Genomic DNA, 21748 nt, shown 5'->3' on the forward strand with positions numbered 1-21748 from the left:
CTCCACCTTGGCGCCCAGGAGCATGTCCGCTCCCCGGTGGGCGGGTCGACGCCGGACGGGATGGCTTGAGGTAGTACTCCAGCGACACAACGCGTTCTTTGTTGCTGGCGGCCTGAGTTGTTGCTGGTAGTGGGCTTCTACACTGCCGACCGTGGCTCAACTGCCGAGGTCTCGGACGTTCCTCCGAGTTTTCTTCACGCTTGCTCTGCTGCTCGTGCTCACCGGTCTGGCAGGCTCCATCTGGTCGAACCTGGATGACGCCCGGGGCGCTGACGTGGATGCCGAAGTGGTGCGCGTTGACAGCAGTGGCACTAAGCGGATGCTGACCGTCCGCTTCACCACGGCCGAAGGCCGAGTTTGTGAGGACTACTTCCGGTCCATGCTTGCCGAGCAAAGGACGGTTCGCGGTGGCGATGTCGTCAGGATTCACCACCCGAAGCAATACCCATGCGGCAATGCCCGGGATGTAGACGACTCGAGTCAGTGGGGGTCCACGGTTGTTGCAGCCGTGTTGACCATCGTCTTCGGGATTGGCTGTTTTGTGGCCTGGGGGCCGCCGATCACGATGCCGCCGCAACGCTATGCCGACATGCCCTAGCCGTCTGACCTGGTTCGATGCTTGATGCGTAGATCGACGGTTCGATTCCGTCAGGCGGCTCAGAGGGAAAGCCCAGGTCAATTGACCTGGGCTTTCGTGTATGCAGACGGCCGTGGGTCCACACCTCTGCTCTGTTCAGGCCAGTGGTTTGAGCACCCGGGAAACCCCGATCGACACCGCCAACAGCACTGCCACGGCGAGTAGGCCGCGTACCACCGTGAACCGGTCTCCGAGGAAGCCGATCAGCGGCGGTCCGCCGAGAAACGCGACGTAGCCGATCGACGCGACCACGCCGACGCGCGGCGCCGCCTTGGCCGGGTCGTCGGCGGCGGCGCTCATCCCGACCGGGAAGCCGAGCGAGGCGCCGGCACCCCAGAGCAGGACGCCGGCGAACGCCACCGCCGGGTGCGGGCCGAGCGAGAAGAGCAGCAGGCCGGCCAGGCCGAGTACGGCGAGCCCGCGGACCACCGGGACCCGGCCGTAGCGGTCGAGCAGGCTCGGGCCGTACCACCGGGCGATGGTCATCGCGGCCAGGAAGACCGCGAAGGCGAGGGTGCCGAGTTCGGCCGAGGTGCCGTAGTCGTCGATCATTGAGACGCTGATCCAGTCGATTCCGGCGCCCTCGGTGAACGCGAAGGCCAGCACGAACACCCCGATCAGCAGGGTGCGCGGCTCCCGCCAGAACGTGAGGAATCCGGACTCGGACTTCTCCGTGGGCTCGGCTTCGTCCGGGCCGAACTTCCGCACCGCGACGGCGACGACCAGGACGGAGACCACCATCATGATCAGCAGGTGGATGGTGACCGAGACACCCGCGGCCACCGCGCCCGCCCCGATGAGCGCACCGGCCACCGTGCCGACGCTGTACCCGGCGTGGAACCGCGGCATGATCGCCCGGCCGGCCCGGCGCTCCACCACCGCACCCTGCACGTTCATGGCCACATCCCAGGCGCCGGTGGCGAAGCCGTACAGGTAGAGGCCGATGATCACGGGGGTCACGCCGAACCGGTAGCCGATCCCGACCGTGCTCAGCGCCAGTCCGAGCAGCGGGGCCATCAGGATGACCGTCCGGCGGGAGCCGAACCGCCCGACGATGTGCCCGGCCAGTGGCAGTGAGGTGATCGAACCGACCGCGGTGGCCAGCAGCACCAGCCCGAGCTCGGACGGGTTGAGCCCGAGCGAGTCACGGATCTGCGGGATCCGGGCGGCGAAGCTGGCCATCGCGACGCCCAGGAAGATGAAGGCCAGATAGACCGCCCGGGTGGCCGACCGGAGACCCGAGTCGATGCTTGTGATCACCGACTGGACAGTACCGGTCACGTGTCTAAACTCGTGCCCGTGCTGGAACCGGAGTGGGACGTCGCGGTGATCGGGGCGGGCCCCGCCGGACTCGCGGCGGCGTACGCCGCCGCGTCGCGGGGCGCGCGGGTGGTGGTGCTGGAGCGGGCCGAGCATCCGCGCTACAAGACCTGCGGTGGCGGGTTGCTGGGCAGTTCGCTGCGGTTGAGCGCGGAGCACCTGGAGACGGTTCCGGTGCGGGACACCATCACCAGCCTCACCTTCACTCTGGACGGGCGCCGGGAGTTCACCCGGACCTCGGCGGAGCCGCTGCTCTCGCTGGTCCGTCGCGACGACTTCGACCACGCCTGGTGCCGGGCGGCGGAGAAGGCCGGGGCGACCGTGCGGCAGAACAGCCGGGTTCGCGCGCTGACGCAGGACGAGCATGGGGTCACCATCATGATCGGCGGCGAAGCCGGCGGGGAGACGGTGACCGCCCGGGTGGCGATCGGTGCGGACGGTTCGGCCGGCGTCACCAGCCGCCACGTCGGGGTCGTCTTCGAGCAGCAGGACCTCGGGCTGGAGGTGGAGCTGGCGGCCACCCCGGAGGACCGGGAGCGCTGGCGCGGCCGGGTGCTGCTCGACTGGGGCCCGTTCCCCGGGTCGTACGGATGGGTTTTCCCGAAGGACGACGAGCTGACCGTCGGCGTGATCATGGAGAAGGGCCGGGGCGCGGACACCAAGCGTTACCTGCACGATTTCGTCGAGCGGCTGGGCCTGTCCGGCCGCACGGTGCTGCGCGACTCCGGGCACCTGACCCGCTGCCGCACCGCGACGTCTCCGCTTCGCGACGGCCGGGTGCTGGTCGTCGGTGACGCGGCCGGCCTGCTCGAGCCGTGGACCCGGGAAGGGCTCAGCTATGCGCTCCGGTCCGGGATGTGGGCCGGCGAGATCGCCGCGAAGAACCAGGACCTTTCCGCGTACGACCGGATCGTCGCCGACCAGCTCCAGCCGGAGATGGTCGCCGGTCGCCGGCTGCTCGGTGCCTTCGCCCGGCATCCGTCGATCGTGCATACCGCGATGTCCAGCACTCTCGGCTGGCGCGCGTTCACCGGTTTCTGCCGTGGCGACTTCTCGATGGCGGGAGCGCTGGGCCGCCCGACGGTCCGGGCCGCGCTGCGCCTGCTCGGCGGCCGACCGGTTCGGGTCCAGCCGGCCGCCGGTTAGTGGACCTCAGCGGGGCGATCCTCGGGTGTGACCTGCCAGGGTCCCCACCGCATCGGCGCCGCGAATCCGTCCCGCCGGGCTTCCCTGGCGCCGGCCGCGGCGAGCGGCCCCTCCCGGTCGGCCTTGACCTCGGTGCCGATCAGTCGGGCTTGGTACCAGGAGCCGCTGAGGCCGCGCCGGACCCGTTCCCAGAGTCCACCCTCGACCAGTGCGAACGCGTGGCGGCGCAGGCGGTCGGAGAGCTGTTCGGGGTCCGGGTCGCAGTGGTCGCACGCGCAGCTCGGCAACGTCTCCAGCCACCACCGGCCGAAACGCAGGTGCAGGCCGGACTGGGTGAACTGGATCGCCATCGGCGCGGCCACGGGGTCGTGCGGGATGAGCCGGACGGTCCGTACGAACGCCTCGTCGGGTCCGATCGGCTCCTTGGTCTCCCGGCGCTCCACCTGATAGCGCTCGGCGAGCTCGTCCAGCAGGATCTCGGCCGCTTCGTGCAGCGTGGTGAAGCGGTTCGGATCGGTGGCGTGCTGATTGCCGTCCACCAGAGCAGTATGCCGCGCTCGGCCCGCGGCTCCCAGCTGCTCTGGTGGGGGTTTCATGTTCTGCCGAACTCGTCGGACTTGACGCCGGCGACGAAGGCTTCCCAGGCCTGCCGGTCGAAGGCCAGTGGCGTGCCGTCGGGTTGTTTCGAGTCTCGGATCAGGAAAAGGTTCCCGACTCTCGCGACCTCGACGCACGCACCGCTGGCGCATCGTTTACTTCGTCGCCAGCTCGCTTCCCTGGTCGTTTTGATCATTTCGTACACCTCCGTGGTGGTTCGAAATCCACGGTAAGCGACGAGGGAGGACATGGAAGACCGCCAGCATGAGTGAAAACGAAAAGACGCCGCTTATCTCACTAATTGTGAGTTATGCGGCGTTGATTGCGGCTGAAATATGTATTTTGCGAATATTTTTGGCCGGCCCGCTCCGACCTGGAGCGGGCCGCCCAAAAGCCTTCAGAAACGGAACTCGCCCGCGGTGACACCCTCGACGAACGCATCCCATTCAGCCTTCGTGAAGGTCAGGGCGGCGGCTTCGGGATTCTTCGAGTCGCGGATCAAATATGCGTCGTCGACCTTGGCGACCTCGACGCAGGTCGACGTGCCGCAACGGCTGCTCTTCCGCCATGCGGGCGCGTTGATGTTTTCCATTTGGGAACTCTCCACGTTTTCTTTGCCGCGCCCGACCCTGTGCCGGACGCGGCCCTGGTCGGTTATGTACGCGCCCGGGACGAGCGGTTATGGTCGCCGCGCTCCAGGGCTGCTATCTGTTGCCGGATGAAGGTGATTGTGTCCTCTTCGTCTGCGGCCTCGATCCAAACTTTTTCGAAGCGGGCGCGATGTTTGGCAGTGGCGCCGCGGTCCTCGATCATCTCGTCGCCGAGCCCGGTCTCCCGGTAGAGCACTTCCCCCTCGCTGAAACGGAGGAGGTCGAAGCTCGCGTTGTTGGTGACCGCCGCGTCCAGGCGGAACGGCACCATCCGGATCCGAATGGTGCCGTTGGTAGCGAGTCCGGCGAGGTAATCAAGCTGTTCGGTGAAGACCGCCGGGCCGCCGATCGTGCGTCGCAGCACCGACTCGTCCACCATCACCAGGATCTTCGCCTGCCCGGAGGCGGCCCGGGGAAGCAGTGCCTCCCGGCGCAGCCGTCGGGCCTCGATACGCCGGCCGATCTGGCCGGTGCTGAGTTCGTCCTCGAACCGGGTCATCAGGGCCGCCGCATAACCGGGCGTCTGGAGGTGACCGGGTACGTAATAGATCGAGTACGAACGGAGTTCGGTGGACTCGTTCTCGTACTCGACGAGTTTGCGGGTCGCCTCGGTGAGGCCCTCTCGGAACTCGGGGGTCTGATACCACGCCTCGCGCTGTTTCGTCCGCGCGATCCGGGTGTCCGCGACCATCGAACTGATCAGCGGACGGTCACGGATACCAAGTAGGCTCAGCAGCGGGCGCAGATCATTCGGAGAGATCGAGACATCGCCGTTCTCGATCCGAATGACCTTGCTGAGGGACCACTCCATCGCCTCCGCGACGTGGAGCTGGGTGAGGTCGGCTTGCTCTCGCGCCTCGCGGAGCGCGAGCCGCACGCGCCGACGCGCGACAGTGGGTGAATCACCCTCAGCCATGGGACCTTCATCGTTGAAGTAGTCGAACCGAGCGCGTGCGATGGAGCTGTGGTCACTCTGCTATCTCGCTGACTGCCACTAGGCAACTAGCAAATGAGCAGTCGGTGACCAGGCAATCAGTGAACAGGCAATCAGCTAGGTCGCCGATATCCTAGTACTGTCCTATCAGAACGAGACGTGCCAGGAGGGGTTTTGGTTCGAATCCTCGGTGTCACCCGTTCGGAAAACGTCATCCGTCCAGGTCAGGCCGCAGCCAGGCCGTAGCCCCAGGGAGTGCGCCGACCGTCTTCCATCGCTCTGCGCAGAGCGCGCCCGACCTGGTTGAAGACTCGGACATCACCCGACGAATAGAGCACGACCGCGGTGCCGTGGTACTGCGCGTGCAGCTCCCAACGCCGCGGCTCGCGCCAGAAGAAGGCGAGGAGCGGGCCGCTGACCGCCATGAAGGCGATTACGTAGAGTGTCGGATCCGCGAGCAGCGCCCATCCGGCGGCGACGGTCAGGAGCGCGCCGGCGGCGAGATGCGGGGCGTAGGGCCGGGTCCGCGCTGGGGATTGCACCAGCCCGACATGGCGAAGCTCCGAAATGGCGAAGCTCAACGACTCCGCCGAGGCGTGCCAGGTGAAATGAGCGTCGGTGACCTCAGCGTCCGACCCGCTGTAGTAGGTGCGTGTGCCGCGTGTGCTCATGGCGCACTCCTTCTCGCGTTACCTTGCGAGGAGGTGAAGGCCGGGGCCACCATTGGCGCGAGAGACCAACCCCGCCTCGCTCGTACAGCACTGGAACGGTCGCGATGGGAACGTCGGACAGGTGCGAGGTGCTGGAGAGCGGACAACGGCACCCGTTTGCCGCCGGGTGCCGTTGTTTTGTCTCTCCCTCCAACTCCGCCCTTGTTGCTCTACCCTCAGGAAAGCACGCCAGGTATCCGTTCGCCACCGCGCAGACTGCCATGTTGCAGATTACGGAGAAGTAGGTGACGGACCGGGCGTGTGGCACCCGGCACACGCGGCGGCGTTTCACCGCCGGAGCTACCGGGTAGGCCAACCGAGGATTGCCGCGACGAGCCTGTATTTACGCAGGTAGGAAGGGCGTAATCGGATGGAGAGTCGACTGAGTATCGCGGGGCAGGCGATACAACCGGTGCTGGTCATGTTCCCGCTGGGCCTCTTCGCGATGGCCGTTTTGTTCGATGTTGCCGACTTGCTCGGCGGCCCTACCATCCTCGGAGCGCTTGCCTACTGGAACATCGTCGCCGGGCTGATCGTCGGTGTGCCGGCCATGCTGGCCGGGGCGGTCGACGTGATGTTCATGCGCCTCCCGCAGGCTCGTCGGCTGGGTGCGCTCCGCACCCTGATCAACGTGGGTGTGCTGGTCGCCTTCGCGGTGATCCTGATGGTCCGGATCCGGGCGCAGGACCGGGTCGCCGGTGGCGGCCTGTTCCTGATCGAGGTGCTCGCCCTCGGCCTGGCCGGGTTCGGTGCCTGGTTCGCCGGCCAACTCGCCAACGGCCGGACCCCGGCTTTCGCCCGTGCGGCGGTGGGCGTGCGGGAGTACCGCAGGCAGATCTACTGAGGATTCTCCAGGATGCGGATCTGGCGGTCGATGAAGGCGCGCGTGGTCGCCTCGTCGGCTACCTCGTCCCACACCTTGTCGTAGCGGGCGCGGTGCTTGGCGATCGTCTCCCGATCCTCGATCATCTCGTCGCCCAGCCCGGTCTCCCGGTAGAGCACCTCACCCTCGCCGAGGCTGAGCAGGTCGAAGCTGGCGTTGTTGGTGACCGCCGCGTCCAGGGAGAAGGGGACCATCCGCATCGTGATGGCGCCGTTCTCGATGAGGTGGCGCAACTCCCGCAGTTGCTGGGCGAAGGCCGCCGCGCCGCCGATGGTGCGACGCAGCACCGATTCGTCCAGCATCACCAGGATTCGCATCTGTCCGGACTCGGCGCGGGCGAGCACCGACTCGCGGCGCAACTGGCGGGCCTCGATGCGACGCTGGGTCTGGTCGGAACTGAGTTCGTCCTCGAACCGGGTCATCAGCGCTTTCGCGTAGTCCGGGGTCTGCAACGGACCGGGGATGTAATAGACCGAGTAGGACCGCATCTGGGCGGCCTCGTTCTCGTACTCGATCAGTTTGCGCGTGGCATCGGTCAGGTTCTCCCGGAACTCGGGCGTGTGGAACCAGGCCGCGCGCTGCCGGGTGCGGGCGATCCGGGCGTCCGCGACCAGCGCGGCCACGGTCAGCTTGTCCCGGATCCCGAGGTAGGTCAGCAGCGGCTTCAGGTCGTTCGGCGAGATCGAGACGTCACCGTTCTCGATCCGGATGACCTTGCTGAGCGACCACTCCATCTCCTCGGCGACCTGGGCCTGCGTCAGGTCGGCGTGTTCGCGCGCCTCGCGGAGCGCGAGCCGGACACGCCGGCGCGCGACGGTGGGTGAATCGCCGACAGGCATGGGTCCTTCATCGTGGGATCGTCGGTTTCCTCGGCGGGCGGGCGCCTGCGAGGGGCATCGCTTATTACTGTCCTATCAGAACTGCGGCCGCAAGCGCACGGTAGTGGCAACCGCACTGCGGGTGCGGCTCGCCGCCTCCACGCCCGGAAAGACAGCGGACGGAAGCCGGTCCGGCGGGCGGGATGGGGCCACCTTGGCCGGAAAAGGAACCGGCACCCGGTTGCCGCCGGGTGCCGAACTGCTCCCCGCTACGCATCCGCCCGCGTAGCTCTGGAAATCCAGTCAAGCACGCCATCCGGCTGTCCGCCAGCAGACAGAGTGCCATGCTGCAGCCTGCCTGTCGGCTTGTCGCCGCCAGGCACCGAGCCGTCGCGGCCCCCGAACGGTGGGCCTGGCGGAAGTCCGTGACGACGGGGGATCGGCTGGGCCCGAGGAGAGGCGCCGGGCCCGATGTGGGCCCGTGCCATTCTGCTTCCGGTACGACGTCAGCGGTGCCAGACACGCGCGTTGCTGATGGTCGTGTTACCCGCTTTGTCGTACGCGCGCAATTGGACCTTGATCGTCTTGCCGTACTTCGCGGTGTTGATCGCGAAGTAGTAGTTGGCCCGGGTGTCGGTGACGACCGTCTTGCCGATGAACTGGCCCTCGATGAGCCCGGAGGAGAAGAGAGCCGGCGGGGTGGTGTCGGGTTCACCGGCGAAAGCCGGTGAACCGGTGAGAAGCGGAGAGGTGGAAAGTGCCGTGATCGCGGCGGTACGAAGCGTTTCTCAACGCCGTGTCCATCCCCCATGTGAGAACCGATGGCCGGAACGATACGGGACCGGATCAACGAAGTCGATCTTCATTTACCCCGCTGCACGGCTCTCGGCGGCGGCCGCCCACTCCGCGTCCGCGGCCTCCTTGAGCGCCGCCCCGTGCTCGCCGTCGTAGCGGACGAACTTGGGCAGCGCCGCGGCCAGGGCCAGGCTGCCGGCCACGCAGAGCACGCCGCCCACCCAGATCGAGCCACCGATGCCGAGCGACGTGCGGGCCATCATCCCCGAGCGGAGCTGGCCGAGCAGCGGGCCGGTGGTGTACGAGAGCATCTCGATGCCGCCCAGCCGGCCGCGCAGGTGGTCGGGGATGGTCTGGTTCCAGATGATCATGCGGAACAGGCCGGAGACCATGTCCGCGGCGCCCGCGAAGGCCAGGCAGAACAGGGTGAACCAGAGCCAGTGGGAGAGGCCGACACCGACGATGCCGACACCCCAGAGCGCGGCCGCGATGATCACCATCAGGCCGTGCCGGTGCACCCGCTGGGTCCAGCCGGAGCCGAGCGTGGCCAGCATCGAGCCGATCGCCGGGGCGGCGTAGAGCAGGCCGAGGACCTGCGGGCCGCCGAGCCGGTCGGCCAGGAATGGGTAGAGCGCGGACGGCATGGCGAAGAACATCGCGTTGATGTCGACCAGGTAGGTGCCGAGCAGTTCGGGCCGCGACCGGGCGTACTTCAGGCCGGTGACCACGCTGTCCAGGGACGGGCGGTCGGCGGCCGGGGGCGGCGGCACGGCCTTGATCAGGGTGAGGCAGATCAGCGAGGCCGCGAAGGTGAGCAGGTCGAACGTGTAGACCCAGGCCAGGTTGAGCGACGCGATCAGGATGCCGGCCAGCGACGGGCCGATCAGCTGGGAGAACTGCATGCTCAGCGAGTGCAGCGCCATCGCGGCCGGCAGTTCGTCGGGTTTCACCAGCCGGGGCAGCATCGCGCTCATGGCCGGGCGTTGCAGACCGGCCACCGCCGCGGTGAGGAACGCGCAGACGTAGAGCAGCCAGAGGTGCGGCTCGTCGGAGAGCGAGTTGAACAGGAGCAGGCCGCAGATCAACGCGAGCGCCGCCTCGCTGCCCCGGACCAGCAGCCGCCGGTCGAGGTAGTCGGCGAGGGCGCCCCCCGACGAACGCCATGATCAGGATCGGGAGCAGCTCGCAGACCCCGATCAGGCCGACCATCAGCGGGTCGTCCGTCAGCTCCTTCACCTGGTACGGAATGGTGATGTAGCTGATGAACGACCCGAAACTGGTCACCGTGCCGCTGACGAAGAGGAGCCGGAAGTCCCGGGAGGTGCGTAACGGGGTCAGGTCCACGCTCAGTCTGCGTTTGCGGTCGGCCACGAGAGGCCATCCTGCCTGGGGAAACGACTTCCCGCACCGCGATTTACGCCATATCCGTCACTTCATGACCAGTCGGCCCGTCGATTCGAAGGTCTTCAGGTCGGCGAGCGCCTCGTCGATCACGAACGACTTCTGGCCGGGCAGCGCGTCCAGCGGGAAGAAGCCGGCGTCCACGCTCTCCTCGGTCTCCCGGAGCAGCTCGCCCTCCCAGGTGTGCACCAGGAACGTCATCAGCACCTGCTGGTACGTGTGCCCGTAGTCGTTGGTGTACGTGTACGCGGTGTAGAACGCGTACGGCGTGAGCGAGGTGGCCCGCAGCCCGGTCTCCTCCCACAGCTCGCGGACCGCGCACTCCTCCATGGTCTCGCCGAGCTCCATCGCCCCGGCCGGAATGGCCCAGCGGCGGTTGTCCGACCGCTGGATCAGCAGCAACCGGTTCTCCTCGTCGAGCACCACGGTGCGTGCGCCGACGAAGAAGATCGTGTCTGTGTCGCCGACACTCGCGCGCACCTTGCCCAGGTACGACTCGGCCCATGTCAATGCCACTGAACCCACCCCATGGGGGAGAGCCTACTTATGCGGACTTCTTCGTGGCTTTGGCCGGGCGTGGTGTGGCGGCCTTCTTTGCTGCCGTCGTACTTTTCGCGGCTTTTTTCGCAGGGGTGGCTTTCTTCACGGCCTTTTTGGCCGGCTTCTCCGGCTCCGCCTCGCCCCGGGCCTTTTTTGCCCGCTCGACCGAGGCCTTGAGCGCCGCCATCAGATCGATCGCCGCCGGCGCGGCCTCCTCCGGCTCCTCGGGCTGGACGACCTCGCGCCCCTCCACCTTGGCGTCGATGACCTCCTGCAACGCCGACCGGTAGTTGTCGGTGAACTCGTCCGGCTGGAAGTCGCCGGCCATCGAGTCGATCAGCGAGCTCGCCATGGCCAGTTCGGCGGGCCGGGTCTCGATCTCGTCGTCGAGGAAGCCGAACTCGGGGGCACGCACCTCGTCCGGCCAGAGCATGGTGTTGAGCACCAGCACGTCGTCACGGACCCGCAGGGTGGCGAGCTGCTCCCGCTGCCGGATGGCGATCTTGACGATGGCCACCCGGTCGGCGTCGCGCAGGGCGTCGCGCAGCAGCACGTACGGCTTCGCCGCCTGCCCTTCGGGCTCCAGGTAATACGCTTTCGCGAAAAGCATCGGGTCAATCTGCTCGGCCGGAACGAATTCCAGCACGTCAATGGCGCGGGACGTACTCAACGGAAGATCGGCGAAGTCCTCGTCCGTCAAGATCACCATTTCTCCGCCGCCGATGTCATACCCTTTGGCGATATCGTCATAACTGACCGCCTCGCCGTCTATCGCGCAGGTGCGCTGGTACTTGATCCGGCCCCCGTCGGTGCGATGGACCTGGTGGAAGCGGATGTCCTTCTCCTCGGTCGCCGAGTAGAGCTTGACGGCGATCGACACCAGACCGAACGAGACCGCACCTTTCCAGATCGCTCGCATGATCGTCTCCAAACCCCGTCGTCACGGCACTCGATCAGGATGGCATTACTGGGACGCCTGCGTAAGGTGAATGCTTTTGCCTATGGTGATCGGGTGACGGGATCACCGCTGTCCCCGATGCTCGCGACCGCGGGCGAGCTTCCCGTGGGCGGGGAGTGGAGTTACGAGTTCAAGTGGGACGGGGTGCGGGTCCTCTCCCTGTTCAGCGGCGAGTCGCCGGAGCTGTTCGCCCGGTCCGGGGCGGTGGTGACCGCGGCGTACCCGGAGATCGCCGACCTGCACCTCCCGGAGGGCACCCTGCTCGACGGCGAGATGGTCTGCTTCGACGCGGCCGGCCGGCCGTCGTTCACCGCCCTCGCCGAGCGGATGCACGTCCGCGACCGCAACCGCGCGGCCCGGCTGGCCGCCTCCGTGCCGGCCACCTACCTGATCTTCGACCTGCTCTTCCTCGACGGCATGGACTACACCGGCCTGCCCTACCTGGCCCGCCGCGAGCGGCTGGAGGAGCTGAACGTGGCCGGCCCGCGCTGGATGGTGCCGCCGTCGTTCGGCGACGGTGCCGCCACCGCGGCCGCCGCCCGGGAGAACCACCTCGAGGGCGTGATGGCCAAGCGCTCCGACTCGGTCTACCTCCCCGGCCAGCGCTCCCCGGACTGGATCAAGGTCAAGTTCGATCGGACCGGCGACTACGTGATCGGCGGCTGGCGTCCCGGCGTCCGCAAACTGGGTGGTCTGCTGATCGGCGTGCCGACCCCGGAGGGTCTGGCCTTCCGCGGCCGGGTGGGCGGCGGGATCGGCGCGGCCGCGGAGAAGGACCTGCTCTCGCGGCTGGCGCCGCTCGCCGCCAGCGATTCGCCGTTCGCTCCCGGCGCCGTGCCGCGCGAGGATTCCAAGGGCGCCAACTGGGTACGACCCGAGTTGGTCGCCGAGATCCGCTACGGCAACCGGACCCCCGATCGCCGGCTCCGTTTCCCACGGTTCCTGCGGTTGCGCGAGGACAAGAAGCCGTCGGAGTGCTCCGACGATGCCTGACCGGATCGTGGTGCGCCTGGAGGGCCGTGACCTGGAGCTGTCCAACCTGGACAAGCTGATGTTCCCGGCCGCCGGGTTCACCAAGGGTGAGGTGATCAACTACTACACCCGGATCTCTCCGGTGCTGCTGCCGCACCTGCGGGACCGTCCGGTCACCCGGATCCGTTACCCGAACGGTGTCGAGGGCGCCCACTTCTTCGAGAAGAACAAGCCCGGGGGTACGCCGGACTGGGTGCGCCTGGAGACGCTGCCCGTCCCCGGCTCCACGAAGAGCCGGGAGACCATCGACTTCGTGGTCGTCGACGAGCTGCCCACGCTTGTCTGGCTGGCCAATCTCGCGGCGATCGAGCTGCACACCCCGCAGTGGCGGATCGGCGCCGACCCGGACCTGCTCGTCGTCGACCTGGATCCGGGTGCGCCGGCCGGGCTCAGGGAGTGCTGCGCCGTGGCGGTGCTGCTGCGCGACCGGCTGGCCGAGGACGGGATCACGGCGTACCCGAAGACGTCGGGGAAGAAGGGGATGCAGCTCTGCTGCCCGATCTCCGGCCGGCAGGACGCGCCGACCGTGTCCGGTTATGCCAGGCGGGTCGCCGAGGAGCTGGCGAGACTGGTGCCCGGCTCGATCACCGCGAAGATGGCCAAGCAGTTGCGTCCCGGCCGGATCTTCATCGACTGGAGTCAGAACAACGCCGCGAAGACCACGGTCACGCCGTACTCGCTGCGTGCCGGCGCCACACCGACCGCGTCGACCCCGCTGACCTGGGCCGAGACCGAAGCGATGGCGACCGGTGAGGCCGAGGCCCGGCAGTTCGGCGCCGCCGAGGTCCTGGCCCGCGCCGAGCAGCACGGCGATCTGCTCGCGGGACTGCTGGAGGCCGGTCCGGAACTGCCCGTTGGTTGATCGACTTTTGTGGGACGGTCCCGTATCGTCGCGGCCGCGAGGGCCGGTAAAGGTCCTCACGTTCCAATGGGGGATGCGGCGTTGAAAACGTCCCGGGCGGCCGCGATCGCGGCACTGTCCACTTCTTTGATCCTTGCCACCGGCACGCCGGCCTTCGCCGCCGACGTGCCGGTGGACACCATCGCGCCGGTAGTCGACAACACCGGCCTGACCGATGGTCAGTTCGTCACGCGTACCACGGTCCTCGTGCCGACCGTGAGTGACGACAGCGGCGTCGTCAGGCTGGAAACCTACGTCGACGGCGCACACCGGCGGGTTTTCGGGATCGGCGCGAATGGTCCGCGCGCCACTCTCGACCTCGCTGATCTCACCGACGGAATGATCGTCGATGTCACTGTCCGGGCCTATGACGCCGCCGGCAACGCCGGCGAGCGGACCACCCGGGTGGTCGCCAACCCGATCGCGCCGACCGGGACGGTTTCACCGCCGCTCGGCACCGAGATGACCAGCGGGCCGGTCACCGTCTCGCTCGTTGATGTGCCGGACGACCTCGCCAAGGTCAGCATGATCCTGGTCCGTAACAACGAGGAGATCGCGGTTCGCACCGCGGCGCCGTGGTCCTTCGACTGGATGGCCAAGCCGGGGTCGCAGTTCTACTTCAAGCTCACCGACGTCGCCGGCAACTTCGTGCATCGCGTCCCGGGCTATGTCGTGGACGATTACGCGCCCGTCGTCTCCGACATCGATTGGTCCCATAACTTTGTCTTGGGCTCGACGACGACCGTGCACGGCAAGATCACCTCTCAGGGCGGCACCATCGGCGCCGATGCGACGTTGTCGGCGACCGTCTCGGATTCCACGCTGGACCGGATCGAGTGGTGGGTGGACGGTGCGCTGTACTCGACCGGCTCCTCGACCATCACCTGGAAGGACCGGGTCGGCACTCGGCGGAGCACCACCATCGAGATCCGTGCCACGGACCGGCTCGGCCACGCCACCACGAAGGTGTTCCCGGTGGTGATCGACCCGGTCGGCCCGGTTATCACCGCGATCACCCCGGGGGACCGTGCGCTGGTGCGCGGGAGCTACTTCGTGACGAATGTCAAGGTGACGAACCCCGCCGACCTCGAGTACTCCGAGCTCGTCGGCCTGCCGAACATCGCGAACGCCCCCGGGGGCCTTGCGATCTACCCCGCCAAGGACGGCCCGCTTTCCTTCACCTGGCGCTTGATAGATCCGCTCGGCAACGAGACGTTCGCGTCGCGGACCGTGATCGTGGACCGGACCAGGCCGACACTGAAGCTGACCAAGGCGCCGGCGAACAAGGCCAAGGTCAAGGGCACGGTCGCGGTGACCGCGTCGGCGGCCGACAAGAACGGGATCGCCAAAGTTCAGCTGCTGATCAACGGCAAGCTGGTCGCCACCGATTACCGGGCCGGTTACGCCTTCGCGATCAACACCGCGAAGTACGGCAAGACCTTCACGATGCAGCTTCGCGCGTACGACCGGGCGGGTAACTCGATCGTCACCTCCACCCGCACCTACCGTCGCTGATCGAACCACGAACCGCCCGGGCCACCCACGTGGTCCGGGCGGTTCGTGCTTTCGGGGCGGTGCGCTCTCCCCGCGTACGTAATCGAAGGTTTTGAAAGCTTTTGATCGCGCGGTCAGGATGGTGGATGGATGTACCTTGCGGCGCAAGGTACTCTGTTGCGCATGGCAGAAGGAGCGCAGTTGGCCTCCGGGCTTCGGCGCGGGACGTTGGAGTTCTGCGTGCTCGCGATGGTGGAGTACGAGGACCGGTACGGGACCGAGATCGTCCGGAGGCTCGCCGAGGAGAAGACCCTCGCCGCGACGGAGGGCACGATCTATCCGTTGCTGTCGCGGCTGCGGCGGGGCGGACTGATGGACACCAAGTGGGCCGAGTCGCCCAACGGGCCGCCCCGGCGCTACTACAGCCTCACCCCGTCCGGGCGGTCCGCGTTGGCGAATTTCCGCACCGAGTGGGTGTCGTTCCGTCTGACCGTCGATCGTCTCGTGGGAACCGGGGAAATCGCATGAAGCCCAACCAGACCGACCTGGTCGGTGAGTACCTGCACGAGGTGGAGCTGCGCCTGAGCGGCCTCCCGCTGCTGCAACGCCGGGAGCTGCTGGCCGACCTGGCCGCGCACATCGAGACCGAGCGTGCCGAGCGCAACGTGCAGTCGGACGGGGAGCTGATCGAGATCCTCGAACGGCTGGGCAGCCCCGAGGTGGTCGCCGCCGCGGCGTACGAGGAGGCCGGCGGCGCTCGCCCGGCCGCCACCGCCTCGGCACAGGCCACCTATCTGCCGCCGCCCGGCATGCCGGCGGCGCCCGCCGCACCGAAGCGGTACGGCTGGATCTTCGCCGCGCTGGCCGCGGTGGGCGTGGTGGTCGTGCTCTGCCTGGGCGGCGCCCTCGCGACTTTCCGCAGCGAGGGGCCGCCGGAGCCGGCCTCGCCCGCGGAGTACGCGACGCCGGCCGATCCGACGTCGCCGGCCACCCCGCCGTCGGCGGCCCATTCGGCGCCGCCGGCCACCCCGCCGTCGGCGCGGACGCCCTAGTCGACCTGGGGTAGTGGCGGGCCGAGCACGTCGTCCGCGTCCACGATGGTGTACGCGTACCCCTGCTCGGCCAGGAACCGCTGACGGTGCGCGGCGTACTCGGTGTCGATGGTGTCCCGGGACACCACGGTGTAGAAGTGCGCCTGCCGCCGGTCACCCTTCGGCCGCAGCACCCGGCCGAGTCGCTGCGCCTCCTCCTGGCGGGACCCGAACGTGCCGGAGACCTGGATCGCGACCGCCGCCTCGGGCAGGTCGATGGAGAAGTTGCCGACCTTGGAGAGCACCAGGGTGCGCAGCTCACCGGAGCGGAACGCGTCGAACAGCCGCTCCCGCTCCCGGTTCGTGGTGGAGCCCTCGATGATCGGGGCGTCCAGGAATTCGCCCAGCGTGTGCAGCTGATCCAGGAAGCCGCCGATGACCAGCACCTGCTCCTCCGGGTGCTTGTCGATCAGGGCCTTGACCACCGGGAGCTTGGTGCGGGCGGTCGCCGCCATCCGGTAGCGCTCCTCGGCCTCGGCCACCGCGTACGACATCCGCTCCGCCTCGGTCAGGGTGACCCGGACCTCGACGCACTCCGCGGGCGCGATCCAGCCCTGCGCCTCGATGTCCTTCCACGGCGCGTCGTACCGTTTCGGGCCGATCAGCGAGAAGACGTCGCCCTCCCGGCCGTCCTCGCGGACCAGCGTCGCGGTCAGGCCGAGCCGGCGGCGGGCCTGCAGGTCCGCGGTGAACCGGAAGATCGGTGCGGGCAGCAGGTGCACCTCGTCGTAGATGACCAGGCCCCAGTCGCGGGCACCGAAGAGGTCCAGGTGGGTGAAGGCGCCACCGCGGCGCGCGGTGAGCACCTGGTACGTCGCGATGGTGACCGGCCGGATCTCCTTGCGCTCGCCGCTGTACTCCCCGATCTCCTCCTCGGTCAGGCTGGTCCTGGCGATCAGCTCACGTTTCCACTGCCGGCCGGCGACGGTGTTCGTCACCAGGATCAGGGTCGTCGCCGAGGCGGTCGCCATCGCGGCGGCGCCGACCAGGGTCTTGCCGGCACCGCAGGGCAGCACCACCACGCCGGAGCCGCCCGCCCAGAAGCCGTCCACCGCCTCCTGCTGGTAGGAGCGCAGCGTCCAGCCGTCCTGCGTCAGGGAGATCGCGTGTGCCTCGCCGTCCACGTAACCGGCGAGGTCCTCGGCCGGCCAGCCGAGCTTGAGCAGCGCCTGCTTGAGCCGGCCACGCTCGGAGCCGTGCACCGCGATGGTCTCGTCGTCGAGCCGCGCGCCGAGCATCCCGGCCAGCTTCTTCGACTTCGACACCTCGAGCAGCACGATCTTGTCGAGCCCGCGCAGGACCAGCCCGTGCGCCGGATCGTTGAGCAGCTGCAAGCGGCCGTACCGGTCCATCGTCTCGGCGACGTCGACCAGCAGCGCGTGTGGCACCGGATAGCGCGAGTACTTGATCAGTGCGTCGACGACGCTCTCCGCGTCGTGCCCGGCGGCCCGCGAGTTCCAGAGCCCGAGCGGCGTCAGCCGGTACGTGTGCACGTGCTCGGGTGACCGCTCAAGCTCGGCGAAGGGCGCGATGGCCATCCGGCAGGCCTGCGCATCCGGGTGATCGACTTCGAGTAGCAGGGTCTTGTCCGACTGCACGATCAGCGGTCCGCTGTTCACGCACAAACCTCCGATGAAAGGCGACCCTCCAGTCTGCCACGGAACTCCTCACGCCTCGTCGGTCACCGCCGCGGTGATCCGGTGCAGGGCGAAGGTGTGCAGGCTCTCGCCGCGCTCGTCCTCGGCGCGCAGGTAACCGGCGCTCAGCGAGACCGGGCGGACCAGGCGGGACAGGGTGGCGCCGTGCGAGTCGACGTACCCCACCCAGACCTTCGACCGGTCGCGGACCGCCTGCTGGAGCACCGCCATCGCCTGACTGTGCTGCTGCACCGCGGTCAGGCCGGGCACCGCCTGGCCCTGCGCGGCGCGCACGGTGACCGGGGCCCGCCGTGCCGCGCGCGTCGCGAGGTCGCCACGGCGCAGCTGCTCGACCACGCCGGCCAGGCGCGGCCCGACCAGCGTCGGCGGCCCGGCGGGTTCGGCGATCCGCGGCGTACGGGTCGGCGCGCGCCGCGCCTTCGGCCTGGTCAGCACCGCCGCCCCGCCGGCGTCCTCGGCCACCGGGGCGAAGCCGGCCTCCCGCAGCCCGCCGAGCAGCCGGGCCACCGGGCGCGGGCTGACCAGCACGGTCGGTGCGATCCGGCGCAGTTCCAGACTCACCAGCCGCTTGTCGGTGAGCACCTCGGCGATCAGCGCCTCGTCGTCGCTGCGCAGGTAGGAGCCGGCCGAACCGCTGCGCAGGCCGCCGTGCTTGCGGGCCACGTCGTCGATCAGGTATTCCAGCGTCTGCGGCACCGGCGTGCGGGACCGGCGGCGGAACAGGGCGTGCAGGTCGGTGGCGGTGTAACCGACGTCGAGGGCGCGCCGCACGCTGGCCGGGGTGACCCGGAAGACGCTGGCGCCCCCGACCGACTCCGGCTCCGCGAGCACGTCCAGCTCGGCGGCGAGTTCCGGCTCCGGCGGGCCGGGCACCACGACGGTCAGGTCGGCCTGCACCAGGATGTGATCGACCGGGGCGGGCAGCAGGTGGTCCAGGACCCGGACGGCGTCGGCCGGCGCCTCCTCCGGGTGCAGGCCGAGCGGATCGCTCTCGTCCGCTTCCAGGTCGGTGAGCAGCGGTTTCGCGTACGACGTGAGCGCACCCAGCCCGGTGATCCCGAGCAGCGCGGCACCCGTGTAGCCGTCCCGGTGCCCGAGCTCCCGGCCCCGTGCGCGGCGCGGCGCTTGCCAGGCCAGCAACGCGAGCAGGTCGTCGACGGCGGGCGCGGCGCCCGGCTCCAGGCCGGCGAGGGCGTCCAGGGCCTCCCGCCGGGCCTGCGGCGCGCCGGCGCGCTCGGCGTCCGGGGCGAGCGCGTTGATCGGCCGGTCCCGCTCGTCCCGCCTGCCGACCAGGCCGGGCTGCCGGGTCATGGTCAGCCAGGCCCTGGCCAGCACGCTCCAGCGGTGGGCCATGCCGGTCGCGCGCCACAGGTCGTACGCCCCGGTGGGCAGGAAGATGTCCTGCACCGCGCCGGGCGCCCGGTGCACCGGCGCCTCGGACTCGCCGAGCAGGCCCGCCGCGTACGCCACCTCGACCAGCAGCGCGGCGCCCGGCTCGTCGCAGCCGGCGGCCCGGGCCAGTCGCTTCAGGTCCCGGACGCCCAGCCCGCCGGTCTTCAGCGCCGGGGCCGGCTCGGCCGCCAGCGCCTCCAGCACCGCCTCGGTGGCCCGCACCGCCTCCATGGTCTGACCGGCACCGGCCGAGTCCACCGCCTTCTGGTCCCGCGAGGGCCCCTCCGGCAGCGGCGGCAGCGGCCGCAGCGCGCCCAGCGGACCGGTGTCCCGCCGCAGCAGCAGCCCCACCTCCCGGGGCAGTTCGACCAGGTCGCCGTCGGGTCGCGGAGCCCGGCCGGCTTCCGAGATCGGCACCAGGATGTGCTGGTCGACGAGCCAGCGGACGGGCTCGGTGACCTCACCCCGATTGAGCGACCCGACCGGCGGCCCGGCGGCGAGCCGGTCCAGCACGGCGCGGGCGCCCGGCGGCGCGGCCAGCACGGTGCGGCGCAGCCGGGCCCGGTCGGCGACCAGGGCGGCGGCGTGCGGGTCCAGATAGTCGGCGGGGCGGCCGAGGCCGGCCGGGTACGGCGAGGTCACCTCGTCGACCGCGCTCACCACCTGTAGCGCCTCCGGCGGCCCGTGCAGCAGGAAACGCACCCGGAGCCGGTCGACCGCGACCCGCACGTCGTCCGCGGGCACCTCGGTGATCAGCTCCAGAATGGCGTCCACGGAGGTCAGGGCGGTGTCAGCTGCACGGGTGACCCGCGCGGCGTCGAGGATCGTGAGGGTGAACTCGTCCAGCCCGTCCAGGCACCGGGCGACCGAGCCGCGCGACTGCGCGCGAACGGCCAGCGCCGAGATGTCGGCGGGGACCGGAACGACCAGGTCAGGGCGCAGCTGAAGGAGCGCGCCCAGCGCCTCGTCGGGCAGCGACCGGAGTTGATCCGCAAATGTGGTGGCCATCGTCTTCAACGCTAACGTTCATGGGACGATGGTGACGGGTCCGGGCGTGGCCGGATCTCCATTCAGAGGAGGACCGAACGTGGCGTTAGAGGGCAAGATGCCGGGCACCCAGGTGGCGAAGACCAGTGGCGTCCAGTCGCGGGGCATCGACATGAAGGGCCGGCTGCACGTCTCGGAGCTGGTTTCCGACCGCGCCGCCGCCCCGTCGCCGTTCGGCGACGACCAGACCTTCCCGCTGCCGGTCGAGACCCTGCGGTACTTCGAGTCTCAGGCTGAGTGATCGGTCGGTCGACCCCCGACCGGAATCACGTACCCCTTGTCCGACTTGATCGCCTTTCTGGCTGTGCCGGATGGGATTGCAGTTGGGTCCGGGGCCTCGGCTGGATAGGCTCCCCGTGAGCAGTTGTGTCCATTGAGTGAAGTTGAGGTCAGCGGTGCCCACGGGTCGAGTGAAGTGGTACGACGTGACGAAGGGATTCGGATTCGTCACCAGTGATGAGGGCGGAGACGTGTTCCTGCCCAAGGGTGCGCTGCCGGCGGGGGTCACCGACCTGAAGACGGGACAGCGGATCGAGTTCGGCGTGGTGGACAGCCGCAAGGGCGCTCAGGCTCTCGGCGTGAAGCTGCTGGACGCGCCGCCCTCGCTCACCGAGCTGCGTCGTCGTCCGCCGGAAGAGCTGGCCAGCATGATCGAGGACATGATCAAGGTGCTGGAGAACACCGTGCAGCCGGCCTTGCAGCGCGGTCGGCACCCGGACAAGAAGACCGCGCAGAAGATCGCGCAGTTGGTGCACGCGGTTGCCCGTGAGTTCGAGATCTAACTTCGGACCAGGGACGACACAGCAGGCGTCAAACCCGCCGCCGCCGCACGCCCGAGCAGGGCATCGGCGGCGGCGAGTCCGTCTTCGCCCAGGTTCAGGGTGAACTCGTTGACGTAGAGCTCGATGTGCTGCTTCACCACGGCCGGCTCCATCTCCTGCGCGTTGGCGAGGATGAACTTCTGGCTGGCGGCCGGGTCGAGCCAGCCGAGGCGCAGTGATTCGCGGATCCAGCCGGCCGCCTCGGCCGGGTCGACCGCGCCCTTCCTGGCCAGGATCGCGCCGAGCGGGATCGGCAGGCCGGTGTCCGATTCCCACCACTCGCCGAGGTCGGCCAGAGCGGTCAGGCCGTAGCGCGGGTAGGTGAAGCGGGCCTCGTGGATGACCAGGCCGGCGTCCCACGTGCCGTCGGCGACCCCGGGCATGATCCGGTGGAACGGCACCACCTCGATCTTCGCCGGCGGGTGGTCGGCCGACCAGAGGCGCATCAGCAGGTACGCCGTGGTCCGGTCGCCGGGCACCGCCACGGTCGCGCCGGACAGGTCGGCGCGCTGCTCCCGGGCCAGCACCAGCGGGCCGCAGCCCCGGCCCAGCGCACCGCCGCAGGCCAGCAGATCGTACTTGTCCAGCAGCCACGGCAGCGCCGCGTAACTCACCTTGACCAGGTCGAACTCGCCTCGCTCGGCGGCCGTGTTGGTCACGTCGACATCCGCGAAGGTCAGGTCGACCGCGGGTGCGCCGGGGACCAGCCCGTGGATCAGCGCGTGAAAGACGAAGGTGTCGTTCGGGCATGGGGAGACCGCGAGGGATAGCGCCACGTGACTCACGCTAGCCCCGGTCCGGGCCGGACGCCCGGAGGCGGGGTTGTCCAGTGCCTCACACCGGGTGTTGCCGCCAAGAAAAATATTCATATTCAGCTCTGGCTTAAACCCGGTGTGAATTCCTACACTCCGCCTTGACAGATC

At 69.0% G+C, this 21748-nt stretch carries 23 protein-coding genes; 10 read left to right on the forward strand and 13 right to left on the reverse strand.

What is annotated here, in order from left to right; genetic code table 11:
- Nucleotides 1–151 precede the first annotated feature (151 nt).
- The gene (locus CHC09_RS27015) at nt 152–598 is read left to right on the forward strand and encodes a DUF3592 domain-containing protein (protein ID WP_089296016.1); all 447 of its coding nucleotides are present in this window, start codon (nt 152–154) and stop codon (nt 596–598) included.
- A gap of 135 nt (nt 599–733) precedes the next feature.
- On the opposite strand, the gene CHC09_RS27020 is transcribed toward CHC09_RS27015, so the two are convergent.
- Nucleotides 734–1897, reverse strand: a complete 1164-nt coding sequence (locus CHC09_RS27020) for an MFS transporter (protein WP_239138611.1) — start codon at nt 1895–1897, stop codon at nt 734–736.
- A gap of 39 nt (nt 1898–1936) precedes the next feature.
- On the opposite strand from CHC09_RS27020, the gene CHC09_RS27025 reads away from it, so the two are divergent.
- Complete coding sequence (locus tag CHC09_RS27025; RefSeq protein ID WP_239138610.1) at nt 1937–3103, forward strand: geranylgeranyl reductase family protein; 1167 nt, start codon at nt 1937–1939, stop codon at nt 3101–3103.
- Here the strand turns inward: CHC09_RS27025 and CHC09_RS27030 are convergent.
- The 5 genes from CHC09_RS27030 to CHC09_RS27050 all read right to left on the reverse strand — a co-directional run bounded on the left by CHC09_RS27030 (nt 3100) and on the right by CHC09_RS27050 (nt 5955).
- Nucleotides 3100–3642, reverse strand: a complete 543-nt coding sequence (locus CHC09_RS27030; protein WP_239138609.1) for a DUF6226 family protein — start codon at nt 3640–3642, stop codon at nt 3100–3102. The genes CHC09_RS27025 and CHC09_RS27030 overlap by 4 nt on opposite strands.
- 53 nt (nt 3643–3695) lie before the next feature.
- Nucleotides 3696–3896: a DUF397 domain-containing protein gene (locus tag CHC09_RS27035; RefSeq protein WP_089296020.1), complete on the reverse strand. Its 201-nt coding sequence runs from the start codon at nt 3894–3896 to the stop codon at nt 3696–3698.
- Nucleotides 3897–4097: 201 nt separating this feature from the next.
- Nucleotides 4098–4292, reverse strand: coding sequence for a DUF397 domain-containing protein (locus tag CHC09_RS27040; RefSeq protein WP_089296021.1), 195 nt, complete (start codon nt 4290–4292; stop codon nt 4098–4100).
- Between the two features lie 62 nt (nt 4293–4354).
- Entirely contained in the window at nt 4355–5266 is a 912-nt protein-coding gene (locus tag CHC09_RS27045) for a helix-turn-helix domain-containing protein (RefSeq protein ID WP_089296022.1), read from the reverse strand.
- A gap of 242 nt (nt 5267–5508) precedes the next feature.
- Nucleotides 5509–5955, reverse strand: coding sequence for a DUF6232 family protein (locus CHC09_RS27050; protein WP_089296023.1), 447 nt, complete (start codon nt 5953–5955; stop codon nt 5509–5511).
- 409 nt (nt 5956–6364) lie between these two features.
- On the opposite strand from CHC09_RS27050, the gene CHC09_RS27055 reads away from it, so the two are divergent.
- Nucleotides 6365–6838 carry a DUF2231 domain-containing protein gene (locus CHC09_RS27055; protein WP_089296024.1) on the forward strand — a complete coding sequence of 158 codons (474 nt, stop codon included), beginning with the start codon at nt 6365–6367 and terminating at the stop codon, nt 6836–6838.
- Here the strand turns inward: CHC09_RS27055 and CHC09_RS27060 are convergent.
- From CHC09_RS27060 to ku, 4 genes are all read right to left on the reverse strand, one after another.
- Nucleotides 6832–7716, reverse strand: coding sequence for a helix-turn-helix domain-containing protein (locus CHC09_RS27060; protein ID WP_089296025.1), 885 nt, complete (start codon nt 7714–7716; stop codon nt 6832–6834). The two genes, CHC09_RS27055 and CHC09_RS27060, sit on opposite strands and share 7 nt — an antisense overlap.
- Nucleotides 7717–8561: 845 nt before the next feature.
- Nucleotides 8562–9608, reverse strand: a complete 1047-nt coding sequence (locus CHC09_RS27065) for an MFS transporter (protein ID WP_342352362.1) — start codon at nt 9606–9608, stop codon at nt 8562–8564.
- A gap of 310 nt (nt 9609–9918) precedes the next feature.
- Nucleotides 9919–10407: an NUDIX domain-containing protein gene (locus tag CHC09_RS27070; protein WP_089296098.1), complete on the reverse strand. Its 489-nt coding sequence runs from the start codon at nt 10405–10407 to the stop codon at nt 9919–9921.
- A 28-nt stretch (nt 10408–10435) separates the two neighbouring features.
- Nucleotides 10436–11350 carry a non-homologous end joining protein Ku gene (gene ku, locus CHC09_RS27075; protein WP_089296099.1) on the reverse strand — a complete coding sequence of 305 codons (915 nt, stop codon included), beginning with the start codon at nt 11348–11350 and terminating at the stop codon, nt 10436–10438.
- A 93-nt stretch (nt 11351–11443) separates the two neighbouring features.
- Between ku and ligD (CHC09_RS27080) the strand changes: the two genes are divergently transcribed.
- From ligD (CHC09_RS27080) to CHC09_RS45445, 5 genes are all read left to right on the forward strand, one after another.
- Entirely contained in the window at nt 11444–12382 is a 939-nt protein-coding gene (gene ligD / locus CHC09_RS27080; RefSeq protein ID WP_373871980.1) for a non-homologous end-joining DNA ligase, read from the forward strand.
- The gene (ligD, locus tag CHC09_RS27085; RefSeq protein ID WP_089296027.1) at nt 12375–13283 is read left to right on the forward strand and encodes a non-homologous end-joining DNA ligase; all 909 of its coding nucleotides are present in this window, start codon (nt 12375–12377) and stop codon (nt 13281–13283) included. The genes ligD (CHC09_RS27080) and ligD (CHC09_RS27085) overlap by 8 nt, the downstream gene beginning before the upstream one ends.
- An 81-nt stretch (nt 13284–13364) precedes the next feature.
- Nucleotides 13365–14837, forward strand: coding sequence for an Ig-like domain-containing protein (locus CHC09_RS27090; RefSeq protein WP_143232573.1), 1473 nt, complete (start codon nt 13365–13367; stop codon nt 14835–14837).
- Nucleotides 14838–14999: 162 nt separating this feature from the next.
- On the forward strand, nt 15000–15344 hold the full coding sequence (locus CHC09_RS27095; protein WP_089296100.1) for a PadR family transcriptional regulator: 345 nt from the start codon (nt 15000–15002) through the stop codon (nt 15342–15344).
- Nucleotides 15341–15868: an HAAS signaling domain-containing protein gene (locus CHC09_RS45445; protein WP_143232575.1), complete on the forward strand. Its 528-nt coding sequence runs from the start codon at nt 15341–15343 to the stop codon at nt 15866–15868. Before CHC09_RS27095 ends, CHC09_RS45445 begins: the two co-directional genes overlap by 4 nt.
- Here CHC09_RS45445 and CHC09_RS27105 read toward each other — a convergent pair.
- Nucleotides 15865–17526: a DNA repair helicase XPB gene (locus CHC09_RS27105; protein ID WP_089296030.1), complete on the reverse strand. Its 1662-nt coding sequence runs from the start codon at nt 17524–17526 to the stop codon at nt 15865–15867. The genes CHC09_RS45445 and CHC09_RS27105 overlap by 4 nt on opposite strands.
- A 48-nt stretch (nt 17527–17574) precedes the next feature.
- Complete coding sequence (locus CHC09_RS27110) at nt 17575–19965, reverse strand: helicase-associated domain-containing protein (protein ID WP_089296031.1); 2391 nt, start codon at nt 19963–19965, stop codon at nt 17575–17577.
- Nucleotides 19966–20044: 79 nt separating this feature from the next.
- On the opposite strand from CHC09_RS27110, the gene CHC09_RS27115 reads away from it, so the two are divergent.
- Both CHC09_RS27115 and CHC09_RS27120 read left to right on the forward strand, forming a co-directional pair.
- Nucleotides 20045–20245 (forward strand): hypothetical protein, encoded by a 201-nt coding sequence (locus tag CHC09_RS27115; protein ID WP_089296032.1) that lies wholly within the window; start codon nt 20045–20047, stop codon nt 20243–20245.
- A 154-nt stretch (nt 20246–20399) separates the two neighbouring features.
- Nucleotides 20400–20786: a cold-shock protein gene (locus CHC09_RS27120; RefSeq protein WP_089296033.1), complete on the forward strand. Its 387-nt coding sequence runs from the start codon at nt 20400–20402 to the stop codon at nt 20784–20786.
- Here the strand turns inward: CHC09_RS27120 and CHC09_RS27125 are convergent.
- Nucleotides 20783–21601 carry a 1,4-dihydroxy-6-naphtoate synthase gene (locus CHC09_RS27125; RefSeq protein WP_089296034.1) on the reverse strand — a complete coding sequence of 273 codons (819 nt, stop codon included), beginning with the start codon at nt 21599–21601 and terminating at the stop codon, nt 20783–20785. The two genes, CHC09_RS27120 and CHC09_RS27125, sit on opposite strands and share 4 nt — an antisense overlap.
- Nucleotides 21602–21748: the final 147 nt, after the last annotated feature.

The organism is Actinoplanes regularis, from assembly GCF_900188005.1.
In the GTDB taxonomy this organism is placed as follows: Bacteria; Actinomycetota; Actinomycetes; order Mycobacteriales; family Micromonosporaceae; genus Actinoplanes; species Actinoplanes regularis.